The sequence below is a fragment of the Seleniivibrio sp. genome (assembly GCF_021209385.1).
GTDB lineage: Bacteria > Chrysiogenota > Deferribacteres > Deferribacterales > Geovibrionaceae > Seleniivibrio.
The window spans coordinates 87,227-113,732 of the sequence record NZ_JAJOIL010000028.1 but is presented as its reverse complement, the minus strand read 5'-3'; the positions used below and the strand labels follow the sequence as shown (position 1 = coordinate 113,732).

General features: G+C 47.8%; 29 protein-coding genes. 25 read left to right on the top strand and 4 right to left on the bottom strand.

The genetic code is table 11. The features are described 5' to 3' along the window. Nucleotides 1-57: 57 nt before the first annotated feature. From LRY47_RS09150 to LRY47_RS09040, 23 genes are all read left to right on the top strand, one after another. Nucleotides 58-2,127 (top strand): tetratricopeptide repeat protein, encoded by a 2,070-nt coding sequence (locus tag LRY47_RS09150; RefSeq protein WP_295224502.1) that lies wholly within the window; start codon nt 58-60, stop codon nt 2,125-2,127. Between the two features lie 87 nt (nt 2,128-2,214). Beyond that, entirely contained in the window at nt 2,215-2,637 is a 423-nt protein-coding gene (gene aroQ, locus LRY47_RS09145) for a type II 3-dehydroquinate dehydratase (protein WP_295224499.1), read from the top strand. Beyond that, nucleotides 2,634-3,692 carry a Xaa-Pro peptidase family protein gene (locus LRY47_RS09140; protein WP_295224498.1) on the top strand — a complete coding sequence of 353 codons (1,059 nt, stop codon included), beginning with the start codon at nt 2,634-2,636 and terminating at the stop codon, nt 3,690-3,692. Before aroQ ends, LRY47_RS09140 begins: the two co-directional genes overlap by 4 nt. Nucleotides 3,693-3,699: 7 nt before the next feature. Further along, the gene (efp, locus tag LRY47_RS09135; RefSeq protein ID WP_295224496.1) at nt 3,700-4,275 is read left to right on the top strand and encodes an elongation factor P; all 576 of its coding nucleotides are present in this window, start codon (nt 3,700-3,702) and stop codon (nt 4,273-4,275) included. A gap of 12 nt (nt 4,276-4,287) precedes the next feature. Further along, nucleotides 4,288-4,758 (top strand): acetyl-CoA carboxylase biotin carboxyl carrier protein, encoded by a 471-nt coding sequence (gene accB / locus LRY47_RS09130; RefSeq protein WP_295224495.1) that lies wholly within the window; start codon nt 4,288-4,290, stop codon nt 4,756-4,758. A 9-nt stretch (nt 4,759-4,767) separates the two neighbouring features. Further along, the gene (accC, locus tag LRY47_RS09125; protein ID WP_295224492.1) at nt 4,768-6,102 is read left to right on the top strand and encodes an acetyl-CoA carboxylase biotin carboxylase subunit; all 1,335 of its coding nucleotides are present in this window, start codon (nt 4,768-4,770) and stop codon (nt 6,100-6,102) included. Then, nucleotides 6,102-7,127 carry a tetratricopeptide repeat protein gene (locus LRY47_RS09120; RefSeq protein WP_295224489.1) on the top strand — a complete coding sequence of 342 codons (1,026 nt, stop codon included), beginning with the start codon at nt 6,102-6,104 and terminating at the stop codon, nt 7,125-7,127. Before accC ends, LRY47_RS09120 begins: the two co-directional genes overlap by 1 nt. Then, the gene (locus LRY47_RS09115; protein ID WP_295224487.1) at nt 7,043-7,693 is read left to right on the top strand and encodes a tetratricopeptide repeat protein; all 651 of its coding nucleotides are present in this window, start codon (nt 7,043-7,045) and stop codon (nt 7,691-7,693) included. Before LRY47_RS09120 ends, LRY47_RS09115 begins: the two co-directional genes overlap by 85 nt. Further along, a complete protein-coding gene (locus LRY47_RS09110; protein ID WP_295224485.1) occupies nt 7,671-8,273 on the top strand; it encodes a hypothetical protein in 603 nt (200 codons plus the stop codon). The genes LRY47_RS09115 and LRY47_RS09110 overlap by 23 nt, the downstream gene beginning before the upstream one ends. After that, nucleotides 8,270-9,112 carry a 4-(cytidine 5'-diphospho)-2-C-methyl-D-erythritol kinase gene (gene ispE / locus LRY47_RS09105; RefSeq protein ID WP_295224483.1) on the top strand — a complete coding sequence of 281 codons (843 nt, stop codon included), beginning with the start codon at nt 8,270-8,272 and terminating at the stop codon, nt 9,110-9,112. Before LRY47_RS09110 ends, ispE begins: the two co-directional genes overlap by 4 nt. Before the next feature lie 18 nt (nt 9,113-9,130). Then, nucleotides 9,131-10,081, top strand: a complete 951-nt coding sequence (locus tag LRY47_RS09100; RefSeq protein WP_295224481.1) for a ribose-phosphate pyrophosphokinase — start codon at nt 9,131-9,133, stop codon at nt 10,079-10,081. Between the two features lies 1 nt (nt 10,082). After that, nucleotides 10,083-10,643 carry an aminoacyl-tRNA hydrolase gene (pth, locus tag LRY47_RS09095; RefSeq protein WP_295224478.1) on the top strand — a complete coding sequence of 187 codons (561 nt, stop codon included), beginning with the start codon at nt 10,083-10,085 and terminating at the stop codon, nt 10,641-10,643. A 12-nt stretch (nt 10,644-10,655) separates the two neighbouring features. Further along, nucleotides 10,656-12,692 (top strand): sodium-translocating pyrophosphatase, encoded by a 2,037-nt coding sequence (locus tag LRY47_RS09090; protein ID WP_295224476.1) that lies wholly within the window; start codon nt 10,656-10,658, stop codon nt 12,690-12,692. 109 nt (nt 12,693-12,801) lie between these two features. After that, nucleotides 12,802-13,896 (top strand): redox-regulated ATPase YchF, encoded by a 1,095-nt coding sequence (ychF, locus tag LRY47_RS09085; protein WP_295224474.1) that lies wholly within the window; start codon nt 12,802-12,804, stop codon nt 13,894-13,896. Next, the gene (locus LRY47_RS09080) at nt 13,889-14,629 is read left to right on the top strand and encodes an SH3 domain-containing protein (protein WP_295224471.1); all 741 of its coding nucleotides are present in this window, start codon (nt 13,889-13,891) and stop codon (nt 14,627-14,629) included. The genes ychF and LRY47_RS09080 overlap by 8 nt, the downstream gene beginning before the upstream one ends. Nucleotides 14,630-14,638: 9 nt before the next feature. Continuing rightward, nucleotides 14,639-15,118 carry a cyclic pyranopterin monophosphate synthase MoaC gene (gene moaC / locus LRY47_RS09075; protein WP_295224469.1) on the top strand — a complete coding sequence of 160 codons (480 nt, stop codon included), beginning with the start codon at nt 14,639-14,641 and terminating at the stop codon, nt 15,116-15,118. A 154-nt stretch (nt 15,119-15,272) separates the two neighbouring features. Further along, the gene (locus LRY47_RS09070) at nt 15,273-16,133 is read left to right on the top strand and encodes a nitrilase-related carbon-nitrogen hydrolase (protein ID WP_295224467.1); all 861 of its coding nucleotides are present in this window, start codon (nt 15,273-15,275) and stop codon (nt 16,131-16,133) included. Next, nucleotides 16,130-16,942, top strand: coding sequence for an NAD+ synthase (locus tag LRY47_RS09065; protein WP_295224465.1), 813 nt, complete (start codon nt 16,130-16,132; stop codon nt 16,940-16,942). The genes LRY47_RS09070 and LRY47_RS09065 overlap by 4 nt, the downstream gene beginning before the upstream one ends. Before the next feature lie 182 nt (nt 16,943-17,124). Beyond that, complete coding sequence (gene guaB, locus LRY47_RS09060) at nt 17,125-18,594, top strand: IMP dehydrogenase (protein WP_295224463.1); 1,470 nt, start codon at nt 17,125-17,127, stop codon at nt 18,592-18,594. Between the two features lie 300 nt (nt 18,595-18,894). Beyond that, nucleotides 18,895-20,442 carry a glutamine-hydrolyzing GMP synthase gene (gene guaA / locus LRY47_RS09055; protein WP_295224461.1) on the top strand — a complete coding sequence of 516 codons (1,548 nt, stop codon included), beginning with the start codon at nt 18,895-18,897 and terminating at the stop codon, nt 20,440-20,442. Between the two features lie 6 nt (nt 20,443-20,448). Continuing rightward, nucleotides 20,449-21,675, top strand: a complete 1,227-nt coding sequence (locus LRY47_RS09050; protein WP_295224459.1) for a lipoprotein-releasing ABC transporter permease subunit — start codon at nt 20,449-20,451, stop codon at nt 21,673-21,675. 1 nt (nt 21,676) lies between these two features. Further along, the gene (locus tag LRY47_RS09045; RefSeq protein ID WP_295224457.1) at nt 21,677-21,931 is read left to right on the top strand and encodes a DUF167 domain-containing protein; all 255 of its coding nucleotides are present in this window, start codon (nt 21,677-21,679) and stop codon (nt 21,929-21,931) included. Continuing rightward, nucleotides 21,932-22,546, top strand: a complete 615-nt coding sequence (locus LRY47_RS09040) for an HAD family phosphatase (protein WP_295224456.1) — start codon at nt 21,932-21,934, stop codon at nt 22,544-22,546. A 161-nt stretch (nt 22,547-22,707) separates the two neighbouring features. On the opposite strand, the gene LRY47_RS09035 is transcribed toward LRY47_RS09040, so the two are convergent. Then, nucleotides 22,708-23,325, bottom strand: coding sequence for a flavodoxin family protein (locus tag LRY47_RS09035; protein WP_295224454.1), 618 nt, complete (start codon nt 23,323-23,325; stop codon nt 22,708-22,710). Then, nucleotides 23,322-23,600, bottom strand: a complete 279-nt coding sequence (locus LRY47_RS09030; protein WP_295224451.1) for an antibiotic biosynthesis monooxygenase — start codon at nt 23,598-23,600, stop codon at nt 23,322-23,324. The genes LRY47_RS09035 and LRY47_RS09030 overlap by 4 nt, the downstream gene beginning before the upstream one ends. A gap of 100 nt (nt 23,601-23,700) precedes the next feature. Between LRY47_RS09030 and LRY47_RS09025 the strand changes: the two genes are divergently transcribed. Continuing rightward, entirely contained in the window at nt 23,701-24,105 is a 405-nt protein-coding gene (locus LRY47_RS09025) for a helix-turn-helix domain-containing protein (RefSeq protein ID WP_295224449.1), read from the top strand. A gap of 3 nt (nt 24,106-24,108) precedes the next feature. Here LRY47_RS09025 and LRY47_RS09020 read toward each other — a convergent pair whose 3' ends face one another. Then, entirely contained in the window at nt 24,109-24,543 is a 435-nt protein-coding gene (locus LRY47_RS09020; protein ID WP_366043573.1) for a class II SORL domain-containing protein, read from the bottom strand. 149 nt (nt 24,544-24,692) lie between these two features. Continuing rightward, on the bottom strand, nt 24,693-25,874 hold the full coding sequence (locus tag LRY47_RS09015) for an FAD-dependent oxidoreductase (RefSeq protein ID WP_295224445.1): 1,182 nt from the start codon (nt 25,872-25,874) through the stop codon (nt 24,693-24,695). Nucleotides 25,875-26,125: 251 nt separating this feature from the next. Here LRY47_RS09015 and LRY47_RS09010 point away from each other — a divergent pair, with 251 nt between their 5' ends. Further along, a complete protein-coding gene (locus LRY47_RS09010) occupies nt 26,126-26,503 on the top strand; it encodes a cytochrome c3 family protein (RefSeq protein WP_295224443.1) in 378 nt (125 codons plus the stop codon). Nucleotides 26,504-26,506 lie beyond the last annotated feature (3 nt).

Here is a 26,506-nt window from a genome sequence, read left to right as displayed (position 1 = left end):
TTCTAACCAAGTCTTAACCTTTGACTGTTGTTTCATTTCAAGGTAACATAATACAATATGGACGATAAGACAAAAGCCGGACTTTTGGGCGATATAGAATACTTTTCTGCAAAGCTGGAGGCGGACAGTACCTCTATGCTCTTTCTTCCGCTGGCTAAGGCATATGTGGAGCTTACCCGTTTCGACGAAGCTGCACAGGTGCTTATACGCGGTCTGGATGCCAATCCTGAAATATCCACAGCAAAAACTCTGCTTGCCCAGTGCTATGTCGGCATGGGACGCGTTGACGAGGCGAAGGCAATTCTGACCGAGATACGGGTGCTGGATCCCAATAATTATGCCGCGGAAAAACTTCTCGGAAAAATCTATCAGAGCGAAAACGAATACAAAAAAGCAATAGTTTCATATAAAAATGCCTATTTTTCTGCACCGGAAGACCCTGAACTGCGTGAACTTATAGAAGAACTGCTTGCCGAAACAGGTATGGAACTTTCCGACCTGCGTGACGACCGCAAGCTAATGGAGGACGACGAACTCCTTGATACCATAGGTCAGGAACTTGCAGACGAAGTTAAGCATGAAATAGGCGATGCCGCCGAAAAGCCAAACCTTACAGACGATGAGGTCAAATCTGCCGTTAATGATATTGTCGGCAGTTCCCCCGATTTTGAAGATGATAATCTGGATCAGTTCGCGGAGGATGACAGCCCTGCGGATACTTCGGACGAAATAGAATCGGAAATGCTGGCTGAGATTTCAGACAGTGTTGAACATACAGAAAGCCTTGATTCCGTTAGAGAAGCAGTCAGAGAGCAGGAGCAGAACTACTTTGCAGATGCCGACGGACACGGAGAAGATGTATCTGTTGAGGGGGGCATAGACAATCTTGCTGCGGAACTGTCCGCCGATTTCGGTCTGGACAGTATAAAAAGCGAAGAGGAAGCTTTCTCCGACGACGACTCCGAAACTTCTGCGGAGGAAGAGGAACAGGCGGAAGAACCGATCGAACCCGCAGAGGAAACACCCGCCGGAAGCGGTCAGAGCGTGTTTGACGATTTTGATGATTTTGAAGAGGTTGCAGACGAGCACCTTGCATCTATAGATGATCTGTTCAATTTTGTTCCCGTGTCTGAGGACGGAGAGGAGATGGAATCTCCTGTGCCTGCTGCAGAAGCCGAACCGGAGCGGAAAGCCGAGCCGGAAGCTGTTGTGGAGGCAGATGAGATACCCGCAGAAGAACCTGAGGAAATAGACGCGGATGAACAGCTTGCGGACATAACATCCGAAGTTGTTGTTCCGGAAGAGGAAGAACCTTCTGCTATCGCGGAAAATGCTGAGACGGTCGAATCGGTTGTGGATGAAGCGGCTGATATTGTGAAGGAAGAACCGGAGCCTGATGTTCACAAAGATGTATCTGAACCTGAAAAGGATGAAATAGAGCAACCAGACGTCGCTCAGAATGAAGACAATGAACCTGCCGATGAATCGGCTGTTACGGACGAACCTTCTGTAGAAGAAATGTCTATGGAAACAGTGGTATCTGCTGAACCTGAACAACCGGAAGAGTTTCAGGAAGAGCCGGAGCCGGAGCCGGAGCCGGAATCCGGAGAAGCGGAAAAGATTCTTGATGAAGCCATTACCGATGAGAAGATAGATGATGCTCTTAAAGAGGTTCTGGGACAGGAAACTGTTTCCGAAGAAAAGCCGGAGTCCGAGAGAGAACCTGCGGAAGCGGCTGATGAGATAATTAGACACACCGTCGATATGCGTTCTGTAATAGAAGCACAGGAGGTGGAACTCCTGTCTTCTGACGATGAGCCAGTCTTTGCTGAGGATGCTGAACTGCCGGATGATATACTTGAACAGGAACCGGCTCTTGTCTCCGAGATACAGCAGGAGATAAGCCGCGATACCGAACTTGATGATGAACTTGCCACACTGTTTGCTCTTGATGAAATTCAGGAGCGGGATAGAAAACCAGGATCGGATGAATATGTGAGCATTGATTCAGATAATAGTAGTGCGGCAGGCTTCATATATGATCCGGAACAACTGGATGATGAGACATATGAACAAGTGAACAAGCTTGAAAACCTATTGGAGCTTATAAAAAATAACTCAAAATAGGCTGAAACGTAAGCTGTTTGTATTTATATAGCTGGATTTGACGGTACTAATTGATATAATAGCTGAATTATCTTACGGGGGAAACTGATGAAGATCCTTGTAGTTAACGGTCCTAACCTGAATATGCTTGGTCGCAGGGAAAAGAGTATATACGGCGATGCCACTCTTGATTCCATATGCGAAGGCATGAAGCAGAGAGCAGACGGCAGGTGCGAACTGGAATTTTTTCAGTCAAATCATGAAGGCGATATCATTGATATGATACAGAGAACCGACGCAAACGGAATAATTGTAAACGCCGGAGCTTATACTCACACAAGCATAGCTATCCGAGATGCTTTTCTGTCGGTGTCCATTCCTTTCATAGAGGTGCATCTTTCAAACGTCTATAAGCGTGAGGAATTCAGACACTATTCATACCTTTCGGATATTGCGAATGGTGTTATAGCAGGTTTCGGTGCTCAGTCATATATGCTTGCCCTTGATTATTTTATCGGAGAGCTTGCTTGACAGGCAGAATAGCTGAACTTCAAAAGCTGATGGGAAAAAGCGGCATCGACTGCTTGTTCGTCAGCTCACTTTCTGACATCTTCTACCTCACCGGATTCACCGGAAGCACTGCCATGCTGTTTGTGGACAGCAGTTCGGCACTCTTTATGACCGACGGAAGATATGAGCAGCAGATAAGGTCGGAGCTTTACAAAGGAATTGACAGCATCATCGTAAACGGCTATCAGGAATCTGCCGCGGCACAGGCTGCGCAGTATAAAAAGGTTCATGTGACCTATTCCTGCGGTCTGCTTGAGTATGAAACGCTCATCAAAGCCGGATGCGATGTGGATATAGACAGGGAAAATCTCATAGGCGGTCTGCGCATAGTTAAAGACGCTGACGAGATATCTCAGATAAAGGATATGTACCGCGCAGCGTATGAAGGTTTTGTGAACGCACTGCCTGTGTTTGTTGCCGGCAATACGGAAGACCACTGGGCGGCGGAACTTGAAAAACAGATGAAGCTTGCAGGCGCCAGAACAACATCGTTCGATACGATTGTTGCATCAGGCGCAAGGGGAGCGCTCCCTCATGGAATAGCCACACGCAAAAAGGTTGAACTCAACGATCCGGTGGTGCTTGACTACGGATGTAAACTGAATTATTGCAGTGACGTGACAAGGCTTGTGATCGCAGGCGAAAACGCCGAAGCTGAAAAGATCGCGGATATAGTTTACACCGCACTGAAAAAAGCTTCGGAATTCGTGCGTGAGGGCGTGAAAGCCAGCGAAGCCGACGCAGTTGCCAGAGAATATATAGAATCCAGAGGCTACGGAAGATTTTTCAACCACAGTCTCGGACACGGCGTCGGTATCGACGTACATGAGAAACCAAGCCTGAACAGGCGTGACGACACAGTGCTTAAAGCGGGAATGGTGGTGACGGTGGAACCGGGCATCTATCTTCCAGACAATTTCGGCGTAAGGCTGGAGGACACTGTGCTTGTCACTGAAAACGGATGCGAGAACCTTACAGCGGTTTTTGACAGATATATCTATAAGAACATATTATGAGGTGTTTATGAGCGTTATCACTCCCAACCAGTTCAAAAGAGGAGCAAAAATTGAACTCGACGGTGAACCCTATGCAGTTGTCGAGTATCTTCATATTAAATGCGGAAGAGGCGGTGCAAACGTCCGCACGAAAGTGAAAAGTCTTCGCACCGGAGCCGTTATCGAAAGAACCTTCAAATCTGACGAGAAGATTAAGCAGCCCGATTTTGAAGAAAAAGAGATGCAGTTTCTCTACAGCGACGGCGAAAAACACTATTTCATGGACAACGAGAGCTTTGAGCAGATTGAGATTCCTTCCGACACTGTGGGCGACAGCGCACTTTTCATGCCAGAGAATATCCACGTCGGCGTACAGATATTCAACGGTCAGCCCATCGGCATAGACCTGCCCAACTTTGTTGAACTTGAAGTTGTTGAAACAGATCCCGGTCTTAAAGGCGACACTGTCAGCGGCGGCTCCAAACCCGCAACCGTAAGCACAGGCGGCACTGTTAACGTTCCTCTGTTCATAAACATAGGCGATGTGCTTAAAATTGACACGAGAGAACAGATATACATGGAAAGAGTCAGAACCGCCAAATAAGGAGGGTGGAAGATGGATATCAAAGAGATCAAAGAACTGATCCGTTTTATTGAAAAGTCGGACATTAAAGAATTTGAGTATGAAAACGAAAAAGAGAGCATTTACATATCCAAAACAGGGGACGCTCCCCAGATAATTCAGGGTATGCCCCAGATGCAGTACGCGGCACCCGCACCCTTAGCGGCCGCTCCTGCACCCGCTGCCGCTGTTGCGGCTGCACCTGCTGCAGCTCCCGCAGTTGCCGGAACAGAGGTCAAATCACCCATAGTGGGTACTCTTTATGAAGCTCCTGCACCCGGCGCAGCTCCCTTTGTTTCGGAGGGCGACACTGTAAGAGCCGGACAGACGCTCTGCATTGTTGAAGCAATGAAAATTATGAACGAAATTGAAGCTGAATTCGATTGCGTTATCAAAAAAAGAGTCGTTATGAACGGAAAACCCGTAGAATACGGAGAGACGATATTCATAGTCGAACCCATATAAGGGCGTGTCATGTTCAATAAAGTACTGATAGCAAACAGGGGCGAGATCGCCCTCAGAATAATCAGAGCGTGCAGGGAACTTGGTGTCAAAACGGTTGCTGTCTATTCAGACGTTGACCGCGACAGCCTCCACGTCGCAATGGCGGACGAGGCGGTATGCATCGGACCGGCACAGTCCAGAGCCAGCTATCTAAATGTGAAAAGCATCATGGCGGCGGCTGAAATAGCCGATGCAGACGCTATTCACCCAGGATACGGCTTTTTGGCGGAGAACGAGGATTTTGCCGCTATCTGTGAAGAGAGCGGATTTAAATTCATCGGTCCCAGCTCGAAGCACATCGCAATGATGGGTAACAAATCAGCAGCCAAGGACGCGATGAGGAACTTCGGAGTACCCGTTGTTCCCGGAAGCGACGGCTCTGTCGAGGATGTCAGAGAGGGTCTTGAGATAGCGAAAAAGATAGGTTTTCCTGTCATCATCAAGGCGGCGGCAGGCGGCGGCGGAAAAGGCATGCGGGTTGCCCACAACGAAATGAGCTTCCACAACGCATTTGAGATGGCTCGTGCGGAAGGAGCAAACGCTTTCGGATCCGATGAAGTGTATATTGAAAAATACATAGAGGAACCCAGACACGTTGAGATTCAGGTTTTCGGCGACGGAAAAGGAAAGGGACTCCACTTCTTTGAGAGGGAATGTTCCATACAGCGCCGCCACCAGAAACTTCTGGAAGAGGCTCCCAGCACCGGTATCAGCGATGCCACAAGAAAAAAAATGGGCGAAACGTCCATTAAAGCTGTCGAGGCGCTTAAATATGAGAATGCCGGAACAATAGAATACCTTGTGGACAAATATGAAAACTTCTATTTTATGGAGATGAATACCCGTATTCAGGTTGAGCACCCTGTTACGGAAATGATGACCAACATAGACCTTCTTCAGCTTCAGCTAAGGGTAGCCGCAGGCGAACCACTTGATCTGAAACAGGAAGATATCAGGATAGTCGGTCATGCCATAGAATGCAGGATAAATGCGGAAGACCCCGAAACTTTCCGTCCCTGTCCGGGAACCATATCAGGTTATAATACTCCCGGCGGCTTCGGAACCAGAGTGGACTCAGCATGTTACGACGGCTATACCGTCCTTCCCTATTATGACAGTATGATAGCTAAGCTTATCGTATTCGGAAAGAACAGGGAAATGGCGATAGCCAGAATGAAAAGAGCGCTGGACGAGTTTGTTGTAGAGGGTATTAAAACAACGATACCTCTTCACAAAAGGATACTCGATCATCATGCGTTCATAAAAGGCGAAATAAGCACGGCATTTATAGAAAGGTATTTTTGATGCGAAATAAACTCATTATCATACTGGCGGGGCTTTTTCTGACGAGCATAATGTCTTCGGCAGATACGAGTACCGCTGACTATTCACTGGATTCGCTGTACATGCGCGCCTCGCTGTATGATAACGAGGGGCAGTACGAAGATGCTGCCGAACTATATGAACAGCTTCTGGAAAATACTGACAGCGCATATGTTTACATCAAGCTTGCGCAGACTTATATAAAGCTCAACGACATTCAGGCAGTAAAACTTACTGTTGAAAAAGGTCTGAAACATAATCCCGATTCGGTTGAGCTTGTGGGGCTTATGGGTGACATTTACCGTCTGAACAGAGAAAATATGCCGAAAGCTGTTGAGATGTATAAAAAAGCGTATGAGCTTTCAAACGACGGCAAATATATTGAATCGCTTGCAGACGCCTATGAGGAGATGCGCGATTTCAACAGCGCTATCAGTGCATACAATCAGCTTATAGCCACTGAGAAAAAATCGGAATACTACGTCGGCAGAGCGAAGATGTACGCCATGCTGGGACTTGAAAAAGAAGCGCTTGCAGATTATCAGACAGCCGCGGATATGGACGGAAACTTCTTTGCCGCGTCAAGACTGGCTGACTATTACCTCGGTCAGAACGACACTGCCAACGCAGTCAAATACCTTAAAATGGTCATTGAGACCAATCCGGGAAATATCATCGCGCAGTTCAGACTGGCGGAGATACTGAAAAAACAGGGGAAAGAGGGCGATGCCTATCCCCTTTACGAAAGTATCCTTGACAGTCTTCAGGGGAACGAAAAACTGTATGTTCTGAAACAGCTCGGCTCGCTCAGCTACAGTGCTGGAAAATACGACAGAGCATACGATTACTTCAAAAGAGCTTACGAGATAGACGGGGACATACAGACCGGCTATTCAATGGCTCTTATGGCTGAGGCTGCAAGATGGACACAGAGGCGGAGGCGGCATATAACGCCCTGCTCACTAAGCGTCCTGATTTTGCCGACGCAAGAAAACGTCTCGCAGTGATATACATCCGCGATAAAGAACCCGACAGAGCTATTAAGGCTCTTGAGGGTATCGACAAAATATACAAGGACGTTGATTTTTACCGCATAACTGCCGAAGCCTATATCCAGAAAGAGGATTACGCTTCCGCGGAGAAAGTGCTTGTGGGCGCTCTGGCGGAAAATGACAAGGATATCAAACTCAGACTTGACCTCGCAGTTATGTACGATGAACAGAAACAAAGAGACAAGGCTGTGGCAACTATAAAAGAAGGGCTAACACATTACCCCGACAACGAATCGTTCCTTAATTTTCTCGGCTACATGTATGCGGAGATGGGAACCAATCTGAAAGAGGGTGAAAAGCTCATCCGCAAAGCTCTGGAAAAAAAACCGGAAGAGGCGGCATATCTGGACAGCCTCGGCTGGATACTTTACAAACAGGGCAAATATAAGGAAGCTCTCACTTATCAGAAAAGAGCCGCTAAAAAAGCTCCCGACGAGGAAGAGATAGTTTCTCACCTGAAAGCCATAATGAAAAAACTCGGCATCAAGAAAAGCGTAGATGAGATCATTAAAGAGAATTAGCCTTGTTCTGCTGGCTCTGTTTATTACATCGGCGTGCGCCGTTAAGCCTGTCGTTACTGATATCCATTCCGACGCACTCCGCAAGATAGAGGAAGCCAACAGGATAGTCTGTGAATACAAGGGGAAGGTTGTCGTCCGCTATCTCTACAAAGAGCAGGATATCCGTCTTAAAGGTTATCTGGACAAGCAGTGCAGCAACGATTTCACTCTCACCATGCTGGGACCTCTCGGCATAACAATAGCAAAGGTTGACTACAGAGACGGCAAAGTTTCCGCTGTTGATGGAACAGGCGATGTTACTCTTCTCGCGCAATATATAATGAAGCAGAAAAACCTTGAAAGTATGGTGGAGCTTATCCGTTATCCGTATATCAATGTTGACGATTCATTCAAAATTTCTCTCAAAAACGGCGATTATTTTCTTACGAAAGATAAATATGAAGTGACCGCCGGAGCGGACTACCTGATAAAGACCATCAAGACGCCGGAAGGCACATACACATACCGATACAGCGGCGGACGTGCGGAGGAACTTGAATATGTTACTCCAAAACAGTCGGTGTACATAAAACTGCAATGAACAGCATAACCGTTGAAAGCTGTGGAAAGATAAACATTTTTCTGCATATCCTCGGTAAACGACCCGACGGTTTTCATGAACTTCATACGCTTTTTGCTCCAATTGGCATTTTCGACACGGTAACCGTTACGGAGTCCGAAAAGTTTTCAATCACCTGCGACAATCCAGACATACCCACAGATGAACGCAATATAATCAGCAAGGTCAGAAATATTCTGACAGCCGACTATCATATGGACTGCCGTCACAGTGTGGACATCATAAAAAGAATACCGGACGGCGGCGGGCTTGGCGGCGGAAGTTCAAACGCCGCTGCATATCTTAAAGCTGTTTTGCAGCTCAAGGGAATCGACATGCCTATGTCTGTACGCACAGACATCATGGCACGTGTCGGGTCGGACACGGCTTTCTTTTTATATGACAAACCGATGGTGGGCGAAGGACGCGGCGAGATACTGACTCCGTGGGGTGTTCTGCCGCCTGCGTTCGTGCTTCTGGTGAACCCTTCCGTACATGTGTCAACAGCGCAAGTTTTCACATCGGGCAATTTGCAGTTGACTGACAGGGCGGAACTGAATAAAATCCCGCACATAGTTAATTTTGAGCAGTACGGAGATATCCTCTTTAACGGGCTTGAGCCTGCTGTTCTGCCTTTTTACCCTGCTGTTTCGCAGGCAAAGGCGGCGCTGGCGGGTGCCGGAGCAGATTTTGCTCTTATGAGCGGAAGCGGAGCAACCGTTTTCGGACTGTTTCGTGATTTTGACCGCGCACTAACAGCGGAAAAGCTTATCGCCGGACAAAATCCCGGCTGGAAGTGTTTTTTAACCAAATTGATATAAATTTCAGGAGTACACAACATGGACTATCTTGTTTTTTCCGGGACGTCAAACCGTCCTCTTGCACAGGACATAGTTTCCAAGCTGGGAATGAGACTGGGCGACGCAGATATCCGCAAATTCAGTGACGGCGAGATATTCGTCAGAATAAACGAGAGCGTCCGCGGACGTGACGTATTTGTTATCCAGTCCACATGCAAACCCGCAGAGGAGAACCTCATCGAGCTTATGATCATGGTGGATGCACTCAAACGTGCATCAGCAAACAGCGTAACAGCTATAATGCCCTATTTCGGCTATGCCAGACAGGACAGAACCAGCGAACCCCGCGTACCGATCACAGCGAAGCTTATCGCAAACATCCTCACAAAATCCGGTATCGACAGGGTTGTCACTATGAACCTGCACGCCGGACAGATTCAGGGCTTTTTTGATATCCCTGTGGATAACCTCTATTCCTCACCTGTTTTTGAAAAATATTTCAGAGCCAACAAAATGATCGGCGAAGAATATATAGTGGTATCACCCGATGCCGGCGGTGTGGCAAGAGCCAGAGCATACAGCAAGATTCTCAACACGAACCTTGCAATTGTTGACAAACGCCGCGAAAAAGCCAACGTTGCGCAGGCAATGAACGTTATCGGTGACGTTAAAGATAAAAGAGTTATCATAGTTGACGACATGATAGATACGGCAGGTACACTTACTCAGGCTGCTCAGGCATGTATAGACCACGGAGCTAAATCCGTTATGGCTGCTGCTCCCCACGGCATCCTTTCAGGACCCGCCATCGAAAGAATAATCAATTCTCCCCTTGAGAAAGTTCTGGTTACGGATTCCGTTCCCTTCCCGAAAGAGAAAGCTGTCAGCAAGATAGAAGTGCTTACAATAGCAGGTCTTTTTGCGGAAGCCATAACAAGAATCTGGCAGAAAGAATCCATCAGCTCACTGTTTGCCACCGGACAGGTATAAGTTGCTGATTGTAGGTCTTGGCAATCCGGGCGAAAAATATGACCGCACCCGCCATAACCTCGGTTTCATGTCGGCGGATGCTCTGGTAAGCGAATACGGCGGCAGTTTTAAAGAGGGCTTTAAAGGGCTTTACACGGAAGTGTTCATAGACGGGGCAAAGCATTTTGTGCTTAAACCTCAGACGTTCATGAACCTGAGCGGTGAAAGTGTTCAACCCTTCTGCGCGTTCTATAAGATACCTGTTCAGGATATTATCGTTGTTCACGACGATCTGGACATGGAGTTCGGTAAATTTAAAATACGCAAAGGCGGCAGCTCCGGCGGTCACAACGGGATAAAATCAATTGTTCAGCATATGGGATCCGAGGACTTTACCCGTGTCAAGATCGGCATTGGTAATGACAGAAGGAAAGAGGTTGTCGGTCATGTGCTGGGACGGTTTGCACCGGACGAGGCTGAAAAACTTGACGAACTAATGATTTTCAGTGTAAAAGCTATAGTTTCCATAGTTAAAGACGGGCTTTTAAAAGCGATGAACGCTTATAATAATAGGAATATCTAAAGGAGTGACAAGATGACTGACATGTCTTACCTCGCGCCTATACTGGGCGTCCTCGGTCTGATCATTGCTTTCGTGATTTACGGCACGATCGCAAAACAGCCGGTAGGCAGCGAGAAAATGAAAGAGATATCTGAGGCCATCCACGACGGCGCCATGGCGTTTCTTCGTCGTGAGTACAAGGTTCTTGCTATCTTCATAGCTATCGTTTTTGTCCTTATGGTTTTTGCTAAAGACCTTGGAATCTACACCGCACTTTCTTTCCTTGGCGGTGCATTATGTTCTATCCTTGCCGGATTTTCCGGTATGACAGCGGCTACAAAAGCTAACGTCAGAACTTCCGAAGCCGCAAGAGCAAAAGGCATGGCTGCTGCTCTTTCCGTTGCATACAACGGCGGTGCCGTTATGGGTCTCGCTGTTGCGTCTCTCGGTCTCATAGGCGTCGGCGTGCTTTTCATGATATTCGGCAATCCTGAGACAGCAAAATATATCAACGGCTTCGCAATGGGCGCATCTTCAATCGCTCTTTTTGCGCGTGTGGGCGGCGGTATCTATACCAAAGCGGCAGACGTGGGCGCTGACCTTGTGGGTAAGGTTGAAGCCGGAATCCCCGAAGACGACCCCAGAAACCCCGGCGTTATTGCTGACAACGTTGGCGACAACGTGGGCGACATCGCAGGTATGGGCGCGGATATATTTGAATCATATGTCGGTTCAATCGTTGCGACACTCATCATCGGTGCGACTGCATCTCCCGAGCTTCTTGCAATGGTAACACCCTCAATTCAGTACGATGTTACAAACGCAAAGATGCACCTTATGGCTGCACCTCTGATGCTCGCCGTTCTCGGTCTGATAGCTTCTCTTGCAGGCGTTTTCTCAATGAAACTGCTGAAAAACATCGAACCGGCTGCGGCTCTTCGTTATTCAACATTTATCGGTGCAGGACTTTTCCTCATCTTTGCATATTTCTACATAACCTCAATGGCTATCGCCAACGGCGTATACTTTGCACTTCTGGCGGGTACTCTCATCGGTATCATGATCGGTCTTGTGACAGAGTATTACACTGCGGCAGGTCCTGTTAAAAGAATTGTCGATGCATCCAAAACAGGTCCCGCAACAAACATCATCACAGGTCTTGCAGTCGGTCTTGAGTCAGTTGTTGTTCCCGTTCTGCTCATCTGCGTTGGTATCTATGTTGCAAACGCGGTTGCAGGTCTCTACGGTATCGGTATCGCGGCTGTGGGTATGCTCGCAACAGTGGGCGTTACTATGACAGTTGATGCATACGGACCCATCGCCGACAACGCCGGCGGTATATCTGAGATGGCAGGTCTTGGTAAAGACGTGCGTAACATTACAGACAGCCTTGACGCCATCGGCAACACAACTGCTGCCGTGGGTAAAGGTTTTGCTATCGGTTCCGCAGCGCTTACAGCTCTTGCTCTTTTCGCTGCATACTCAAGCTCCGCTAACGTCAGCGTAATCAACATCACTGAACCGAAAGTAGTTATCGGTCTTTTCATAGGCGGTTTTCTGCCCTTCCTCATCGGCGCGCTTACTATGACATCCGTCGGTAAAGCTGCTGAGCAGATGGTCGAAGAGATCCGTCGTCAGTTCCGTGAGATCCCCGGACTTCTTGAAGGCAAAGAGGGCGTTAAACCCGACCCCAAAACATGCGTGGATATTTCCACTGCAGCAGCTCTTAAAGAAATGATACTTCCCGGTGTTCTTGCTGTTATCAGCCCCATCCTTGTCGGTTTTATCCTCGGTAAGGAAGCTCTGGGCGGTACGCTTGCGGGTGCAACCGTTACAGGTGTTCTTCTCGCTCTGCTTATGGCTAATGCGGGCGGCGCATGGGACAACGCTAAAAAAGCTGTTGAAAAGAGCGCATACGGCTCCGCTGGCAAAGGTTCCGACCAGCATAAAGCAGCCGTTGTCGGCGACACAGTTGGAGACCCCTTCAAAGATACAAGCGGTCCCGCGATGAACATCCTCATCAAGCTGATGTCAATCGTTTCACTGATCATCGCACCGCTCCTTGTGTAAGATGAAAAAAATAGAGGCAGACACTTGCGTGTCTGCCTTTTTTGTTTTACAGTGAATCCAAGGTCTCCTATATTTAAAGGAGACCTTTATTTTATAATCGGAGTTTTAAATGGGATTCAACTGCGGAATAGTGGGACTGCCCAATGTCGGCAAATCCACCATCTTCAACGCACTTACGAAAGCGGGCGCGGAAAGCGCGAACTACCCCTTCTGCACCATCGACCCTAACAAGGGCATCGTACCTGTCATGGACGAAAGACAGGACTACATAATACAGTTCATCAAACCGAAATCTATCGTCAGAACCACAGTTGAGTTCGTGGATATCGCCGGACTTGTAAAAGGCGCAAGCAAGGGCGAAGGTCTGGGCAACCAGTTCCTTACCAATATCCGTCAGGTGGATGCCGTCGCGCACGTCGTCCGCTGTTTCGACAATACCGACATCACCCACGTTGAAGGCGGCGTTGACCCTGAACGTGACATCGACATCATAAACACAGAGCTTCTCCTCAGCGACATGGAGATTATCGACCGTGCCGTTGAAAGAACACAGAAAGCCAGCAAAGGCGGCGACAAAGACCTCCTTAAAAAACTTGAGGCGCTGAAAGCACTCCAGACAGAGGTTGCAAAGGGAACCCTTATCAGAAATATAGACGGCTACAAAGAGCATGTGGCTGAACTCAGCGAATATTCGTTCATCACAGCGAAACCCGTTATGTATGTTATGAACGTTGACGAGGAAAATATCCTTGAAGATAACGCATATTCGGCGAAAGTACGCGAAATAGCAGCAAAAGAGAACGCAGTGTGCGTGCGCATCTGCGGAAAAATAGAACAGGAGATATCCGAACTGGATGCGGAAGAGGCGAAAGAATTTCTTGAAAGCCTCGGACTGACCCGTTCAGGACTCTCCGAAATGACCGAACAGGGCTATAAGCTTCTGGATCTTATCACATTTTTCACCGCAGGCGAAAAAGAGGTGCGCGCATGGACGATTACACGCGGCACAACAGCACAGAAAGCGGCAGGAAAGATACACACCGATATCGAAAGAGGCTTTATACGCGCCGAAGTCACGGGGTATAATGACTTCAAAGAGTTCAATTCTCTGGCGAAAGCAAAAGAGATGGGAAAAATGCGTCTTGAAGGTAAAGAATATATCGTTCAGGACGGGGACATAATCTATTTCAGGTTTAATGTTTAAAAAAACACTGATACTGACCCTGCTTTTTGTTTTCTTCTGCGGGTGGGCTGATGCTAAGGTCACCTATGGCAGTGTTTCGGCGTCCAGAGCCAACATCTATGCAAAGCCTTCATCAAAATCGGAGGTTATCGGGCTTCTGGGGCGCGGTTCATCCGTTGAGGTTGTGTCTTCAAAAAGCGGCTGGCTTAAAATAAAACTTCTGGACGGCGGCACAGGCTATGTCAAAGCCAGCGCCGTTCATACATCGAAAGAAAAACCAAAAGAAGAGACTAAGAAAGACAAAACGGAAGAGAGTATCGACCGTGTGCTTGATAAATTCAATTCAACAGTAAAAAAATCGGACTTTGCGGAGAAACAGAAGGTAATCCCTAAACTGACACTGGAAGCGTCAAAAAAACCTACAGAGGTTATTTTGCTATATTCCGGAATAGACAGCAACGGTAAGGAGATACCTTCGCTGAAAAAGAACCCGCTGGCAAAGAACATGCGGGAACTTTTAAGCCTTCTTTTCCGCAAGATGCTGGTGCATGAGGCGGCGGAATATAAGGTGACTATTATGGTGCCGTCATTCGGTATGGGCGGCAAAGTGGCAGGGCAGGCAGTTTATGCCGATCTTGTCATGAAACCGACCAAGCAGGAGCTTAGCGATATCAAAGAGGGTAAAATATCCCTCTGGACAGTCGTCCGCTCTACCAGAAAGCTTGCCGACGTGTTCGCCGAATATCCGAGATAGGGGGGAAAGATGGAACTTACGCATTTTGACGAAGAGGGCAGAAGCCGTATGGTGGATGTTACCGACAAGGGTGAAACAGTACGCGAGGCTATTGCCGCAGGATTTATAAAAATGAAGCCCGAAACCATGGATATGCTTATCGAAGGCAAGATGGCGAAGGGCAGGAACGTTTTTGAGGTTGCGCGTGTAGCCGCAATAATGGGCGTTAAACGTACTTCCGACCTTATCCCCATGTGCCACCCGCTGTTTATAACAAAAGTGGACGTATATTTTGAGCCGGACAGAGAAAAATCTCAGGTCGATATTGAAGTTGTCGTTAAGATGGCGGGCAAAACAGGCGTTGAGATGGAAGCGCTCACAGGTGTTTCCGTTGCGGCGCTGACACTTTATGACATGTGCAAGGCTGTTGACAAAGACATGCTTATCGGCGGGATCAGGGTAATGAAAAAAACCGGCGGCAAAAGCGGAACATATATAAGGCAGGAATGAGACTTTGCCGATTGAAGCGTTGGCGAAAAAATCCCAGGATTGGATTTTTTCGTAAGTACCATAAGACAGGAAAGCTAAGAATATAAATCCCCCTTGGTCCCCCTTTTATAAAGGGGGAGATTATTACTCCCTCCTTTGAAAAAGGAGGGTTGGGGTGGATTTTCTTATAGAGGAAATTATGAAAGTACATCTGGCGCAGATAAAACCTATACTGGGCAATCTGGAAAAGAACGCCGAGAACCATTTTAAAATAATTGAGCAGGCTGTGGAAGAGGGCTGTGACCTTGTGGTCTTCCCTGAACTCTCACTCACAGGCTACTATCTTCTCGACCTTGTATACGACGTTGCGATGGACGAAACGCACCCCGTATACCAAAAATTTCTGGAATACTCAAATGACATAGCCATTGTGTTCGGCTTTGTTTACGAGTCGAAGGAAAAGCTTTTCTATAACGCCGCTTCGTTTGTCCACAGAGGTAAAACGGTGCATCTGCACAAAAAGGTCTATCTGCCGGATTATACGCTTTTTGAAGAGGGCAGATACTTTGCGTCAGGCAACAGCATAGAGGCATTCGATACGGAGTTCGGTAAATGCGGAATACTCGTCTGCGAGGATGTATTCCACTTAAGCTCTCTGTATATCCTTTCCCAATCCGGCGCGCAGAATATTATAATACCTTCAAACAGCCCCGCCAGAGGCAATCTTGAGCAGGGACACGACGCTTCAAACACATGGCAGACATCGAACAGATACATTGCAAGTGTTCTGACGGTGAATCTGGTGTTCGTCAACCGTGTCGGCGTCGAGGACGGAGTATCCTTCTGGGGAGGTTCCGAAGCATATGATGCGAAAGGGAGAAGGCTGGCTGCGGCGGAAATGTTCAAAGAAACAGGACTGACAGTTGATGTTGATCAGGACAGCGTGCGCAGAGCGCGCATAGAAACCCCCTTCCTTCGGGATGAAAAGAGCTTCCTTGTAAGGGATTTTCTGAACGATGACGGAGGCAGAAAATGAAGCTTGACCTTGATCTCACAGTTGATATACTCACAAACTTTATAAAAGACGAAACAGAGAAAATAGGGCTTAAAAACGTTGTGCTTGGACTTTCCGGCGGTATAGATTCCGCTCTAAGCGCGGCGCTGGCGGCAAAAGCGCTTGGCGGCAACAGGGTGTATGCCTATTGTATGCCGTATAAACTCAGCAGTGACGAAAGCCTTAAGGATGCCATGAAGGTTGCGGAAACTTTCAGGCTGAATTTTGACGTTATAGAGATAACCCCCATGACCGACCCCTATTTCGAGATGATGCCCGACATTGATAAGCTCCGTATGGGCAACGTGATGGCACGTCAGAGGATGATATGTCTTTTCGATATGTCGGCAAAAGTTGCGGGGCTGGTGCTTGGAACCAGCAACAAGACCGAGCTTCTGCTGGGCTACGGCACATGGTACGGCGACCTTGCAAGCGCACTGAACCCCATTGGCGATCTTTACAAGACGCAGGTTTGGGAGCTTTCAGAATATCTGGGAATACCGCAGTCAGTTGTGGACAAAGCGCCCACGGCAGACCTTTGGGTCGGGCAAACGGACGAACAGGAGCTCGGCTTCACATACAGACAGGCGGACGATTTGCTTTATGCCATGGTGGACGAGCGCAGACGCACACCGGAACTTATTGAGATGGGTTTTGACGAAGAACTCGTTAAAAAGGTTGCGGAGAAGGTGCGCAGAAACCAGTTTAAGAGGAACACTACGGTCATTGCAAAGGTTAGCCAGCGGACAATAGGACGCGACTTCCGCTATTGCAGGGACTGGGGCTACTAATTAGTTATCTCCAAAATAACCTCCTGTTATTTTGGAGTGACGCAAAGCACAAGCAAAAGCTTGCACTTTGCTCACGCTAATGTATTTTTTAGCAATAAATTGCCAAAAAATACAACCGCGAGGCTCATCCATGAGCCTTGTTACTAATTAGACGATAATCGTAATTACATAGAGGTGATTGGATGTACCATGAGAAAATACTGAAGGACGCGCTGACGTTCGATGACGTTCTCATCGTTCCGGCGAAAAGTGAGATCCTTCCGAAGGATGTGGACACGAAAACCAAACTCACTGACAGGATAAGACTTAATATCCCCCTTGTCAGTGCGGCAATGGACACAGTGACCGAGGCGAGACTCGCCATAGCAATGGCGCAGGAGGGCGGCATCGGCTTCATCCACAAAAATATGTCCATAGAGGCGCAGGCGGACGAAGTTGACAAGGTTAAACGTTCCGAAAGCGGAATGATTGTCGACCCTGTCACCATCGACCCCGACAGAACTGTCGAAGACGCGCTTGACCTTATGGGCAGATATAAAATAAGCGGGGTTCCCGTTGTTAAGGATGAAAAACTTGTGGGTATCCTTACCAACAGAGACCTGCGTTTCGTAGACAGATACACTGCGAAGGTTTCAGAATTCATGACCAGCAAAAACCTCGTTACCGTTCCTGTGGGAACATCGCTGGAAGAATCCATGAAACACCTTCAGCAGCACAGAATAGAAAAACTTCTGGTGGTGGACGACAACTATCAGCTTAAAGGTCTTATCACCATTAAAGACATAAACAAACGCATCAAATATCCCAACGCAGCAAAGGATGACATGGGCAGACTGCTCGTCGGTGCCGCTGTTGGCGTCGGCGAAGAGGCGAAAGCACGCGTTGCCGGACTGGTGGCTAAGAAAGCTGATGTCATAGTTGTTGACACGGCTCACGGTCACTCTTTCAAGGTGCTTGACATGGTGCGCTGGATAAAGAAAGAATATCCCGACATTCAGGTCGTTGCGGGTAACGTTGCAACAGGTGAAGCGGTTGAAGACCTCGCAAAAGCAGGCGCAGACTGTGTCAAGGTCGGTATCGGACCCGGTTCGATATGTACCACACGCGTCGTTGCGGGCGTGGGCGTTCCCCAGATAACAGCTATTATGGACTGTGCGTCAATGGGCGACAAATACGGTATTCCGATTATCGCCGACGGCGGTATCAAATATTCCGGTGACCTCGTTAAGGCTCTTGCCGCAGGTGCTTCATGCGTTATGATGGGTTCCATGTTCGCAGGAACAAAAGAAGCCCCCGGCGACATTGAACTTTTTCAGGGCAGAAGCTACAAGGTATACAGAGGCATGGGGTCTGTGGGCGCCATGAAAGAAGGCTCCAAAGACAGATATTTTCAGGACGATGTAATGAACGAGCAGAAATATGTACCGGAAGGTATCGAGGGCAGGGTTCATTATAAAGGCGAACTGAGCGGAACCATCTATCAGCTTGTGGGCGGTCTGAAATCCGGTATGGGTTACACAGGCAGCCGCAACATTGAAGACCTGCGCAAATATGCGAAATTCGTTAAGATTTCCGGCGCAGGACTGAAAGAAAGCCACGTCCACGACGTTATAATCACCAAAGAAGCACCCAACTATTGGGTTACAACATAAGAATTTAATATAAATCCACCCCCGCCCTCCTTTTCCAACGAGTTTGGAACAGAAACATTTACATAAAATAGTGTAAATGTTTTCCAAAGGAGGGAGAAAAGCCTCCCTTTAACAAAGGGAGGTTTGGAGGGATTTTCTTTATAAGAATTTATGGGAGACTAAAACTTCATGATGAAGTTCTCAGAGTGAGCAGAGCGGGTTTTACCTGTGATGCGAACGGAGAGTGAGTGAGGCGGAGGCTTTGCCTCGCTGAACGTTATCAGAAATTTCCCCATGGATGGGAAATTTATGGGAGATTAAATGGACATACACAGCCAGAAGGTACTGATACTGGATTTCGGTTCGCAGTACACACAGCTTATCGCCAGACGCGTGCGCGAGGCGAACGTTTACTGCGAAATTTACCCCTGTAACGCGGACTTTGAAAAAATCAGAAATTTCGGCGCGAAGGGTATAATCCTTTCCGGCGGTCCCGCATCAGTTTACGATGAGGACGCGCCCACTGTTTCAAAAGAAATATACGATCTCGGCGCGCCTGTGCTGGGCATCTGCTACGGACACCAGCTCACAGGCGAATATTTCGGCGGAAAAGTTGCCGCCGCAGACCACAGGGAATACGGACGCGCAGAGCTTTTCATCGGAAAAAAAGACCCGTTTTTTGAAGGCATAAACACCGAATCATTCACCGTCTGGATGAGCCACGGCGACAGACTGGAGAAAATGCCCGAGGGATTCGACGTTATCGCCTATACGAAAAACGCTCCTGTGGCAGCTATGAAGCACCACACAAGACCCATATACACCATTCAGTTCCACCCCGAAGTTGCGCATACCGACAACGGCGCGCAGATCCTTAAAAACTTCGTGGTCGGCGTTTGCGGATGCCAGCAGATCTGGACACCTGCAAACTTTGTGGAAGCTGAAATTGAGCGCATACGCGAACTGGTCGGCGACAAAAGAGTTCTCTGCGGACTTTCAGGCGGCGTGGATTCATCCGTTGCGGCGGTACTCATCCACAGAGCCATCGGCGACAGACTTACATGCGTGTTCGTTGACAACGGACTTCTGCGCAAGGACGAGGGCAAACAGGTTGAGGAGGCTTTCCGCAACCACTTTCATATGAACCTTATTGCCGTTAACGCAGAGGACAGATTCCTCGAAGCGCTGAAAGGCGTGACCGACCCTGAGAAGAAGAGAAAAGCCATCGGCAACCTGTTCGTAAGGATTTTTGAAGAGGAGTCCAAAAAACTGGGCGACTTCGATTTTCTTGCACAGGGTACATTATATCCAGACGTTATCGAGTCGGTCTCTTTCCGCGGACCTTCCGTGACCATCAAAACACACCACAACGTCGGCGGTCTGCCGGAGGATATGAAGTTCAAACTTCTTGAGCCTCTGCGCGAACTGTTCAAAGATGAAGTGCGTGCTGTGGGCGCGGCGCTTGGGATAGGCGAAAACTTCATTTGGCGACACCCCTTCCCCGGACCCGGTCTGGGTGTGCGTGTCCTTGGCGAAGTGACAAAAGAGAGATGCGACGTTCTGCGTGAAGCGGACGCAATATACATGGAAGAACTTCACAATGCAGGACTTTACAGAAAAATCTGGCAGGCTTTCACTGTTCTTCTGCCCGTAAACACCGTCGGTGTTATGGGTGACAACAGAACGTATGAGAACGCAGTTGCCATCCGCGCGGTGGAATCCACAGACGGCATGACAGCCGACTGGGCGCACATTCCATATGAAGTGCTTGGCAGGATATCAAACCGCATCATAAACGAAGTGAGAGGCATCAACCGCGTGGCGTATGACATAAGCTCAAAGCCGCCGGCAACCATCGAATGGGAGTAATTTCCATTGAAATTTGAACGCTTTATAGCGAAAAGATATTTAAAATCAAGAAAGTCCAACCGTATACTCTCGTTCATTTCGGGAGTATCGGTTCTGGGCATTGTTCTGGGTGTCGCCACGCTGATAGTGGTGATAAGCGTCATGAGCGGCTTTTCGGACAACCTGAAAAACCGTATTCTCGGCGCGAACGCTCACATAGTGGTGAACCGCATGGACGTCAGCCCCATCGAGGACTGGCGCACCGTTCAGCAGAAGATAGCCTCTGTTAAGAACGTAACAGGCGTTTCACCGTTCATCATCAGTCAGGTTCTTCTGACAAGTCCCAATAACGTGGCAGGTTCCGTCATACGCGGGGTAAACGCGAACGACGAGATGAAGGTCACATCCATCGCCAAATTCATGAAAGAAGGCTCCTTTGCAGACCTGAACAAAAAGAGCAGTGTACCCATGATAGCCATCGGTAAGGAACTCGCCGCTAATCTCGGCGTTGTCGTGGGCGACAACATTACGATGGTTTCTCCTCTGGGCAAAAAAGGACCTTTCGGCATCACCCCTAAGATGAAGCATTTCATGGTGTGCGGCATATTCGATACGGGAATGTACGAATACAACAACACCCTTGCATACATTGATATGTCTGCGGCTCAGGAATTTTTCGGGTTGTCGGACGTTGTTTCCGGTTTCAGCGTGGGAACGACAGATTTCGACCTTGCCGTAGGGATAGCCGGAGAGATACAGAAAAAACTGGACTTCCCTTTCTGGTCAAGGGACTGGATAAGCATGAACCAGAACCTCTTTTCTGCTCTTAAACTGGAAAAGTACGCTATGTTCATAATCCTGACTCTTATCATAATAGTGGCTTCGTTCAACGTTATCAGTATGATAACCGTTACTGTGAAAGATAAGAAACGGGATATAGCCATACTTCGCGCCATGGGAGCTTCCGAAGGCTCAATTTCTGGCATTTTCAAGCGTCAGGGCATGATAATAGGCATCACCGGAACGATAATAGGCAACATTCTTGGACTTGCCATCTGTGTCATACTGATGAAATTCAAAATAATCTCCCTCCCTGCCGACGTGTATTTTATGGACAGAATACCAGTGAAACTGGACTTTATGACCTTTGTGGTCGTGTCCGCATGTTCGCTGGTGATAACCTATGCTGCGGGGCTTTTCCCTGCCAGACAGTCGGCGAAGCTCGACCCTGTGGAAGCGCTCAGAAGGGACTGATATGAAGCTTTCGGTATACGTTCAGCCCGGAGCGAAAAAGACCGAACATTCGGGGATGCACGACGGCAGACCGAAGATACGGCTTAACGCACCGCCTGTGGACGGCGCAGCGAATGACGAACTGGTGAAGTTTGTTGCGAAATCACTGGGGATTTCAAAATCCTCTGTGAAACTGGTTTCAGGTCATGCCTCAAGGCTTAAAACACTTGAGATAGATGCTGATGAGGGCGACGTTATGAAGGTATTTGGAGAATAGATGTTCAAGGCGGCACTTCTGGATTTCGACAATACAATTCTCGGCACGGAACAGGGCAATTTCAAAGCGTTCCACGATGCTATGCACGACATATACGGACACGGGTTGCGCGTTGAAGACTTTATGTATTTCAGCGGCAGTTCATGGCTGGATATTTTCAGATATATAACCGGAAAATACGGAAAGGTCACTCCCGAATATCTGAACCAGAGTTTCATAGACAAAAAAGCGGATTTTTTCAAAAAGCACGGTGTTGTTATTGCCGATGGATTTAAAGAGCTGATGGAGAGACCCATTCTGCGCGCTATCGTAACGGGGAGCAGCAGAGCGGAGATAGAGATATTTTCTGATGTCATAGATTTTTCTGCGTTCGATACGATTGTGACCAACGATGACATTGTTAACGGTAAGCCGCATCCAGAGCCATATTTATTGGCTCAGAAACGCTTAAACATCGCAGCCACAGAATGTTTTGCGGTGGAGGATTCTAGGATGGGAATCACATCCGCCCGCGCCGCAGGCGTGTTCACCTATTTTCTCCGGCAGTTCGCCGACGAGGATCACACATCCATTGCGGACAGGGCGGTGTATTCTATGCGGGAAATTATTTTTTAATAAGCTTAGCTTCCGCTCCCTCCTTTAATAAAGGAGGGTTGGGTGGATTTGATTAAAATTCAATGAAAATCCCCCTTAATCCCCCTTTGTCAAAGGGGGAGATAAGAAGCTCAGTCTTTCTTTTGTATTGGTTTGAGTGCTTCCTCAAACTGCTTCAAGCTCTATTCGGCGCAGGAGCCGCCTGAAAGCGGATAGCTGTCTATCACAGGCTTGATAGCTCTGCCGAGCCAGTCGGTAACAGCAGCCAGATGATCCATATTCGCCATCCCCTCTTCGTCGTTGAGTACTTCGCCTTTGCCCCTTCCGTATACCATGTTCCAGTAGGTTGAACCGGGCAGAATCATGCGGGAGAGGTGCAGGAAATGGTTGATTGAATCTATTGTGTGTATGGAACCGCCGCGGCGAACAGCAGAAACGCCCATGCCTATCTTGCCTTTCAGAAGGTGTCCGTTGGCAATGGCGACATATCCCGCTCTGTCCATGAGCGCCTTGATTTCGGATGTAACGTCCGCGAAATATGTCGGTGAACCTATAACTATCGCATCAGCTTCAACCATTTTTGCAAAAACTTCGTTGAATTTATCCTCTTTAAGAACGCATTTGCCGTCCTGATTTTTAAAACATCCTCCGCAGGATACGCATCCGCGGAACACCTGACCGCCGATCTGCACATAGTCTGTTTCCCATCCGCGGCTTTTAAGTCCGTCAAGAACTCTGTTGACGATAATTTCAGTGTTTCCGCCCTTTCTGGGACTGCCGTTTATGCCTAAAACCTTCATTTTGCCACCTCGTATCTGTTGAAAATCACATCGTCTTTGTGCCAGTCTTTTGTCATTTCAAAAAATTCGGTCATATAGGGTTGTTTCATATGCGCATCAAGGTGTGCGTCGCTCTCCCATATTTCAAAACAGAAAACCTGATCGCCGAGTCTTGTTATGGTGTATTCTCCACAGCCGTCCTCTTTCAGAACGTCGGGGCGGACTTTAAGAAGCCCTTCGAGTGTTTTGTCTGCGTAACCGTCTTTAAGTGTCATTGTGACATGGATAATAAACATTTTAGCCTCCTCTTGTTGCGGAAATAATAATCTGATACTATAGTAAACGCAAGAACGGTAAAAAAATACATGTACTTACATAAAGTATAGTGAGGTTCCTATGGGCAACTGCAAACCGAAAAATCTGTGCGGAAAGTCTTACAACTGCTTTTTTGAGCTTACCATGACGGTTTTTTCGGGCAAGTGGAAAGCTATAATACTTTATCACATTGCAGAGGCGCAGGTGCTTCGTTTCAGCGAATTACGAAGAGGTATGAACGGCATAACGGAAAGGATGCTTGCGAAACAGCTTCGGGAGCTTGAGGCGGACGGTGTTGTAAGCCGTCATATCTACAATCAGATACCGCCGAAGGTTGAGTACCGTCTGACTGATATCGGCAGAAAGCTGATACCTATACTTAATATGATGAAAGACTGGGGTATTGAATATGAAGAATACCTCGGCGGAAGAGAGATGTTCGCCTCCGCCGAGTATGAACAGCCTGATAATATATCTGTGCAGTAATTCTTATGCAACAGTTACGGGAATGGATGATTCCCAAAGACCGTGTATATTGCAGTAACTCACTGCTGTCAATGTTCCGGATGTGTTCAGCTTAACTTTTGCCATAGCGCAGGGATCGGCATATGAGGAACCTTTATTAGCTCCGAGAGATGATTCTCCGTGTGCCGAGAATTCGTATTTGCCCAGCTGCGTTATGAAAGCACCTGATTCCGGTTTGAAATAAAGCGCTATCCATCCGATAAAATGTTCAGTCGTATTGGGATGAGGGATGTCTTTTCCCACGGTCATGGTAACAATAAAAGGTTCTCCCGCTTTGATCATTTGGGGGATTTCAATCAGCGGAACATGTTTCTCCTTTTTCCAGTCTGCGGACTTAACTGAATTTCCTATGCGGACATCCGTTGTCTCTCCGGCATGTGCAGTGGCAATACCGCCCATGGCAACAGTAGCGCCTATCACTGACGCTTTAAGAAGTTCTCTGCGTGAAACACCATTATCCATGATATAAACCTCCTTTAAAGAAAGATTTATAATGCATATTCGTCAGTTAAAATTAAGTTAATTTTTAAAAAATATTAAAAAATATTTTATAGTATTGCCCTTGCCGCTTCTCTGGCACTGCGCATCGCACAGTCCTCAATGGCAAGTCCTGTGAACCAGTTGCCTGTTATGTAAAGACCTTTGGTTTTAACAACGAGACTGTCGAGTTTTTCCAGCATCTCTTCGTGTCCGAGTTTAAGGGTGGGGCAGTAATGCACTGTTTCCGCCTTATGCACGAATTTTGACCTGTCTGTGTTTAAACTCTTTTCTATTATTGAAGTTTTTTGTTCATCAGTCAGCCTGTCAGGTTTGAAGTGGAAAGCGAATCCGCGGTAATGTGCATCTTCCACCACGTCTCTGGACACCACGGATGTGAAGTCGCCTTCTGCGGCGATTATGAAGCTCAGTTCGCCAACGGAGACGTCGCTTTTTTTAAGGACAACGCCGACGCTTTCTACCTTTGCGCTGGGAATAGGTGCCAGCATGGAAGAGATTTCAGGTGCAACGTCAGCGAGCAGTCTTCCTGTTTCTGCGGGGTAGCACGCCGCTGTGAAATTATCAGCGGTGAACACCTCAGCGCCTGCCGTAACGGTGTATATGCCGTTGTCAAGACTTACGCTGTCCGCGCCGCATGATGTTTTCAGTGTCACGTTCTCCATTTCTGCAGTCTTTTTTATAAATTCTGCCATGCCGCCTTTTATGGTGAAACTGCGTGGGAGTGTTTTGTCTTTCGGTCTGCTTTTCAGCATCATATCTGCCGGAAAATCAGAGCCTTCCTGTGAAATGACAGCCGCTATCATAGGGCGGAACATTTTTTCATAGTTGCCTTTTCCGAGTAAGGCAGAATAGAAGTCCCTGACGGTTCTTCCCTCTTTTTTTACGAAAAGTGCTTTTGGGAGATTCAAAAAAAGTTCCAGCTTGTTCAGGCATTTTGACAGCGGAACAAGCCCAGCTGATGTGAGCATACGGAAAGGCACCTTTTTTCTTGGCAGAAAATCCTGCTCCATTCCCGCGCTTCTCATTGCGGATATGTATGATGAATATGAAGCGTAAACGGTGTGTCCGCCAAGCTCCAGCCAGAAATTGTCATATGATGCGGATGCGAGGCATCCTCCGGCTCTGTCAGCCTTCTCCAGAACCAGAACCTTTTTTCCCTTCTCAGCCATTTTACGGGCGAAAACCATGCCGCTGACGCCGCTGCCCGCCACAATAAAGTCGAAATGAGCCATAACTCCCTCCGGTGTTTTATAATTTAATATACCCCCGTGCGCCTTTATAAGCAACCGGTCAAAGAGTATAAATAACGGTCATAAGCTGTATTTACATAATTTACAGTACTCTTACAACCTTAATCCCTCATTTACAAAAATAGCGTTAGTCTTGAATCAGAAATAACGATGTTAAACTACTTACCCCAGATGCCGCACCCAGTGCGGCTTGAGTACGTTAACATCCCGAACGATAACCGGAGGTATTTTTTATGGGCAAGAGACTGGCTGTTTTTATTTTGCTGCTCACGCTCGTCGCATTCGGCGCGGCGTCGGCAAAGAGTTCAAAAGTGAAGGGACACCCTGAAAAAATGGGTACGGCAGATTGTATCGAGTGTCATGTCGATGTGACACCGGAAGCATATCAACAGTGGGAGTCGAGCGCCCACGGGTTTACAGGCGTTAAATGTCAGGTTTGTCACGGTGACGAAAAGAATTTTAAAAAGACCCCCGACCAGCTCACCTGCATAGGCTGTCACGACCACGAGGCGGAGATGAACACCGCGCCTAAAGTGACCTGCATCACATGCCACAAGGCACACACGTTTCTGATACATAAAGCGGGCTATACCCCCACAGATGTTAAGTAAGGA

Excerpts from the sequence above, each read along its gene's own strand:
- LRY47_RS09065 (WP_295224465.1), top strand. The coding sequence starts at position 16,130 with ATGAAGCTTGACCTTGATCTCACAGTTGATATACTCACAAACTTTATA.
- LRY47_RS09020 (WP_366043573.1), bottom strand. The coding sequence starts at position 24,543 with ATGGGCGGTATTGCCACTGCACATGCCGGAGAGACAACGGATGTCCGC.
- LRY47_RS09090 (WP_295224476.1), top strand. The coding sequence starts at position 10,656 with ATGACTGACATGTCTTACCTCGCGCCTATACTGGGCGTCCTCGGTCTG.
- LRY47_RS09030 (WP_295224451.1), bottom strand. The coding sequence starts at position 23,600 with ATGTTTATTATCCATGTCACAATGACACTTAAAGACGGTTACGCAGAC.
- efp (WP_295224496.1), top strand. The coding sequence starts at position 3,700 with ATGAGCGTTATCACTCCCAACCAGTTCAAAAGAGGAGCAAAAATTGAA.
- moaC (WP_295224469.1), top strand. The coding sequence starts at position 14,639 with ATGGAACTTACGCATTTTGACGAAGAGGGCAGAAGCCGTATGGTGGAT.
- LRY47_RS09100 (WP_295224481.1), top strand. The coding sequence starts at position 9,131 with ATGGACTATCTTGTTTTTTCCGGGACGTCAAACCGTCCTCTTGCACAG.
- accB (WP_295224495.1), top strand. The coding sequence starts at position 4,288 with ATGGATATCAAAGAGATCAAAGAACTGATCCGTTTTATTGAAAAGTCG.
- LRY47_RS09115 (WP_295224487.1), top strand. The coding sequence starts at position 7,043 with ATGGACACAGAGGCGGAGGCGGCATATAACGCCCTGCTCACTAAGCGT.
- LRY47_RS09040 (WP_295224456.1), top strand. The coding sequence starts at position 21,932 with ATGTTCAAGGCGGCACTTCTGGATTTCGACAATACAATTCTCGGCACG.
- accC (WP_295224492.1), top strand. The coding sequence starts at position 4,768 with ATGTTCAATAAAGTACTGATAGCAAACAGGGGCGAGATCGCCCTCAGA.
- aroQ (WP_295224499.1), top strand. The coding sequence starts at position 2,215 with ATGAAGATCCTTGTAGTTAACGGTCCTAACCTGAATATGCTTGGTCGC.
- guaA (WP_295224461.1), top strand. The coding sequence starts at position 18,895 with ATGGACATACACAGCCAGAAGGTACTGATACTGGATTTCGGTTCGCAG.
- LRY47_RS09025 (WP_295224449.1), top strand. The coding sequence starts at position 23,701 with ATGGGCAACTGCAAACCGAAAAATCTGTGCGGAAAGTCTTACAACTGC.
- LRY47_RS09010 (WP_295224443.1), top strand. The coding sequence starts at position 26,126 with ATGGGCAAGAGACTGGCTGTTTTTATTTTGCTGCTCACGCTCGTCGCA.
- LRY47_RS09080 (WP_295224471.1), top strand. The coding sequence starts at position 13,889 with ATGTTTAAAAAAACACTGATACTGACCCTGCTTTTTGTTTTCTTCTGC.
- LRY47_RS09015 (WP_295224445.1), bottom strand. The coding sequence starts at position 25,874 with ATGGCTCATTTCGACTTTATTGTGGCGGGCAGCGGCGTCAGCGGCATG.
- guaB (WP_295224463.1), top strand. The coding sequence starts at position 17,125 with ATGTACCATGAGAAAATACTGAAGGACGCGCTGACGTTCGATGACGTT.
- ispE (WP_295224483.1), top strand. The coding sequence starts at position 8,270 with ATGAACAGCATAACCGTTGAAAGCTGTGGAAAGATAAACATTTTTCTG.
- LRY47_RS09045 (WP_295224457.1), top strand. The coding sequence starts at position 21,677 with ATGAAGCTTTCGGTATACGTTCAGCCCGGAGCGAAAAAGACCGAACAT.
- LRY47_RS09035 (WP_295224454.1), bottom strand. The coding sequence starts at position 23,325 with ATGAAGGTTTTAGGCATAAACGGCAGTCCCAGAAAGGGCGGAAACACT.
- LRY47_RS09120 (WP_295224489.1), top strand. The coding sequence starts at position 6,102 with ATGCGAAATAAACTCATTATCATACTGGCGGGGCTTTTTCTGACGAGC.
- LRY47_RS09110 (WP_295224485.1), top strand. The coding sequence starts at position 7,671 with ATGAGATCATTAAAGAGAATTAGCCTTGTTCTGCTGGCTCTGTTTATT.
- ychF (WP_295224474.1), top strand. The coding sequence starts at position 12,802 with ATGGGATTCAACTGCGGAATAGTGGGACTGCCCAATGTCGGCAAATCC.
- LRY47_RS09150 (WP_295224502.1), top strand. The coding sequence starts at position 58 with ATGGACGATAAGACAAAAGCCGGACTTTTGGGCGATATAGAATACTTT.